This is a genomic window from Halolamina salina, assembly GCF_042678005.1.
Classification (GTDB): domain Archaea; phylum Halobacteriota; class Halobacteria; order Halobacteriales; family Haloferacaceae; genus Halolamina; species Halolamina salina.
Genome location: NZ_JBHUDH010000050.1, coordinates 1 through 2,878, shown reverse-complemented (window position 1 = coordinate 2,878; position 2,878 = coordinate 1). Strand labels below are relative to the sequence as shown.

7 protein-coding genes and 1 tRNA gene are annotated in these 2,878 nt (G+C 67.3%); all 8 read left to right on the top strand.

The genetic code is table 11. The features are described from left to right. Positions 1–203 (top strand): 30S ribosomal protein S11 (gene rpsK / locus ACFR9S_RS06025; protein WP_379818271.1); only part of this gene is annotated, 203 nt, incomplete at its 5' end. 3 nt (positions 204–206) lie between these two features. Further along, positions 207–968 (top strand): DNA-directed RNA polymerase subunit D, encoded by a 762-nt coding sequence (locus ACFR9S_RS06020; protein WP_379731572.1) that lies wholly within the window; start codon positions 207–209, stop codon positions 966–968. A 117-nt stretch (positions 969–1,085) separates the two neighbouring features. Then, a tRNA-Leu gene (locus tag ACFR9S_RS06015) sits at positions 1,086–1,170 on the top strand. A gap of 42 nt (positions 1,171–1,212) precedes the next feature. Continuing rightward, positions 1,213–1,569 carry a 50S ribosomal protein L18e gene (locus tag ACFR9S_RS06010; RefSeq protein ID WP_053948630.1) on the top strand — a complete coding sequence of 119 codons (357 nt, stop codon included), beginning with the start codon at positions 1,213–1,215 and terminating at the stop codon, positions 1,567–1,569. Next, a complete protein-coding gene (locus ACFR9S_RS06005; protein WP_379731573.1) occupies positions 1,566–2,003 on the top strand; it encodes a 50S ribosomal protein L13 in 438 nt (145 codons plus the stop codon). The genes ACFR9S_RS06010 and ACFR9S_RS06005 overlap by 4 nt, the downstream gene beginning before the upstream one ends. Beyond that, positions 1,997–2,395: a 30S ribosomal protein S9 gene (locus tag ACFR9S_RS06000; RefSeq protein WP_379731574.1), complete on the top strand. Its 399-nt coding sequence runs from the start codon at positions 1,997–1,999 to the stop codon at positions 2,393–2,395. The genes ACFR9S_RS06005 and ACFR9S_RS06000 overlap by 7 nt, the downstream gene beginning before the upstream one ends. Before the next feature lie 12 nt (positions 2,396–2,407). Continuing rightward, complete coding sequence (locus ACFR9S_RS05995; protein ID WP_053948627.1) at positions 2,408–2,602, top strand: DNA-directed RNA polymerase subunit N; 195 nt, start codon at positions 2,408–2,410, stop codon at positions 2,600–2,602. Next, positions 2,599–2,775, top strand: coding sequence for a DNA-directed RNA polymerase subunit K (locus tag ACFR9S_RS05990; protein WP_053948626.1), 177 nt, complete (start codon positions 2,599–2,601; stop codon positions 2,773–2,775). The genes ACFR9S_RS05995 and ACFR9S_RS05990 overlap by 4 nt, the downstream gene beginning before the upstream one ends. Positions 2,776–2,878 lie beyond the last annotated feature (103 nt).

The window sequence follows — 2,878 nt, the reverse complement described above, 5'->3', positions numbered from 1 at the left end:
TCGACGACGTGAAGGCCGCCGGCATCGGCGGCGTCCACGTCCGTGTTCGCGGTCCGGGCGGTAACGACACCAAGTCCCCGGGGCCGGGCGCGCAGGCGACGATCCGAGCGCTCGCCCGCGCGGGCCTGGAGATCGGCCGCATCGAGGACGTGACCCCGCTTCCCCACGACGGGACGCGCGCACCCAAGAAGAACCGACTGTAACACATGGCAGACGAATTCGACGTCGAGTACATCCGAGGCGACGATCGCGAGGCGCGGATCCTCGTGCGCGGTCTCACCCCGGCCTTTGCCAACGGGCTTCGCCGGGCGATGATCGCGGACGTGCCCACGCTGAGCATCGACACGCTCCACGTCGTGGAGAACTCCTCGGTGATGTTCGACGAGATGATCGGGCTCCGACTCGGGCTCGTCCCGCTGACGACGCCCGACGACTTCGAGTACGGTGACACCGTCACCCTCGCGCTCGACGTCGAGGGGCCGGGCACGGCGTACTCCGGGGACATCGAGTCCTCGGACCCCGACGTCCAGCCCGCCGACGAGGACATCCCGATCATCCAGCTCAACGAGAACCCCGGCGGCGAGAACCAGCGCATCGAGCTGGAGGCCGAGGCCGTCCTCGACGACGGCAAGAGCCACGCCAAGCAGTCGGGAGGCGTCGCGGTCGGCTACCGCCACCTGCGGAAGGTGTCGGTCGTCGGCGACCGCGGCGAGTTCGACGAGGAAGAGACCAACATCCTCCGCGGGGTCATCGAGACCGAGGAGGGTGAGCTGGTCCCCACCGACGAGTTCGATCACGACCTGACCGAGCGCTACCCCGGAAAGGAACTCGAAGTCGAGGACGTGCCCGGGGCCTTCGTCTTCCACGTGGAGACGGACGGCTCGATGACGGTCGAAGAACTGGTGCTCCGCGGGATCGAGTCGATCGAGTCACGCGCGGACGAACTGCAAGAGAAAGTCGCAGTCTGATGTTCCAAAGTCCACGCCACCCCGACGCCAGCCCCCGATCCGGGAGCCGCGGCGCCGGCGCGGCGTGGGTGCGGACCGAAACCGCTTTCAAGGGACATCGAGTACACGAGAGTGCAGGCAGGGATAGCCAAGTCAGGCCAACGGCGCAGCGTTCAGGGCGCTGTCCTGTAGAGGTCCGCAGGTTCAAATCCTGCTCCCTGCACTCTCAGTTTTCCGGAGGCAACTCCACTTCAGAGGTCAATCCATGAGTAGCAACAAGACGAACCCGAGACTAGGGAGCCTCATCGCCGAGCTCAAGTCGGTCTCCCGCGACGTCGGTGCCAACGTGTGGGCCGACGTCGCCGAACGACTTGAGAAGCCGCGCCGCACGCACGCAGAGGTCAACCTGGGCCGCATCGAGCGGTACGCCCAGGAAGACGAGACCGTCGTCGTGCCCGGCAAGGTGCTCGGTAGCGGTGTGCTCCAGAAAGACGTTACCGTCGCCGCGGTCGAGTTCTCCGGCACCGCCCGGAAGAAGATCGACCAGGTCGGCGAGGCAGTACAGCTCGAACAGGAACTCGAAAACAACCCCGAAGGCAGCAACGTGCGGGTGATTCGATGAGCGTCGCCGAGTGGGAGGCCGACCTCGTCGTCGACGCCCGCGACTGCATCATGGGCCGCGTCGCCAGCGAGGTCGCCCAGCGCGCCCTCGACGGCGACCGCGTCGCCGTGATCAACGCCGAGCAGGCGGTGATCACCGGCAACGAGGAGGCCACGATGGACACCTACCGCACGCGAGCGAATCTGGGCTCGGACTCGGGACCGTACTACCCCAAGCGTCCGGACCGCATCTTCAAGCGCTCGGTGCGCGGGATGCTGCCGTACAAGCAGGACCGCGGCCGCGAGGCCTTCGAGAGTATCCGCATCTACGTGGGCAACCCCCACGACCGCGACGGCGAGGTGCTCGAGGGCACCTCGCTCGACCGGCTCTCGAACATCAAGTTCACCACGCTCGGTGAGATCTCCGAGACCCTCGGCGCCAACAAGACATGGTAACGAACACGTCCGGCAAGAAGAAGACGGCCGTCGCCCGCGCCACCGTAAGCGAGGGCGAGGGTCGCGTTCGCATCAACTCCCAGCCCGTCGAGCTGGTCGAACCGGAGCTCTCGCGGCTCAAGATGCTGGAGCCGTTCCGCATCGCCGGCGACGACCTCCGCTCGGAGGTCGACATCGACGTGTCGGTCTCCGGCGGCGGCTTCGCGGGGCAGGCCGACGCGGCCCGCACCGCGATCGCCCGCGGACTCGTCCAGCACCTGCAGGACGCCGAACTCCGCGACGCCTACATGGAGTTCGACCGCTCGCTGCTGGTGAACGACTCCCGGCAGTCCGAACCGAAGAAGTGGGGCGGGCCCGGCGCGCGTGCCCGTTACCAGAAGTCCTACCGCTGAGGTGATCAAACCATGATGATACCCGTCCGGTGTTTCTCGTGTGGCAAGGTCATCGGGGAACACTGGGAGGAGTTCGAGGAACGAGCGCGTGACGGCGACGAGGACCCCGCGGCGGTGCTCGACGACCTCGGCGTCGATCGGCACTGCTGCCGGCGCATGATGGTCAGCCACCGCGACCTGGTGGACGTCGTCTCCCCCTACCAATGAGCACGGAGTTCAATCGGTACGAGAAGGCCCGCATCATCGGCGCCCGAGCGCTGCAGCTATCGTACGGCGCGCCGGTGCTCGTGGAGACCGATCGCACCGAGCCGTACCTCATCGCGGCACAGGAGTACGACGCCGGCGTCCTGCCGTTCACGGTACGACGGGAGGGCAAATGACGCGCATCAGCGGCGTCTCGCTCCGGCGCGTGCTCGACTCCCGTGGCAACGCCACGGTCGAGGCCGACGTGCTGACGCGATCGGGGGGGATCGGGCGCGCGGC

What these genes read in the sequence shown, in the direction of transcription:
- ACFR9S_RS06020 (WP_379731572.1), top strand. Translation starts at nt 207, where the DNA reads ATGGCAGACGAATTCGACGTCGAGTACATCCGAGGCGACGATCGCGAG.
- ACFR9S_RS06010 (WP_053948630.1), top strand. Translation starts at nt 1,213, where the DNA reads ATGAGTAGCAACAAGACGAACCCGAGACTAGGGAGCCTCATCGCCGAG.
- ACFR9S_RS06005 (WP_379731573.1), top strand. Translation starts at nt 1,566, where the DNA reads ATGAGCGTCGCCGAGTGGGAGGCCGACCTCGTCGTCGACGCCCGCGAC.
- ACFR9S_RS06000 (WP_379731574.1), top strand. Translation starts at nt 1,997, where the DNA reads ATGGTAACGAACACGTCCGGCAAGAAGAAGACGGCCGTCGCCCGCGCC.
- ACFR9S_RS05995 (WP_053948627.1), top strand. Translation starts at nt 2,408, where the DNA reads ATGATGATACCCGTCCGGTGTTTCTCGTGTGGCAAGGTCATCGGGGAA.
- ACFR9S_RS05990 (WP_053948626.1), top strand. Translation starts at nt 2,599, where the DNA reads ATGAGCACGGAGTTCAATCGGTACGAGAAGGCCCGCATCATCGGCGCC.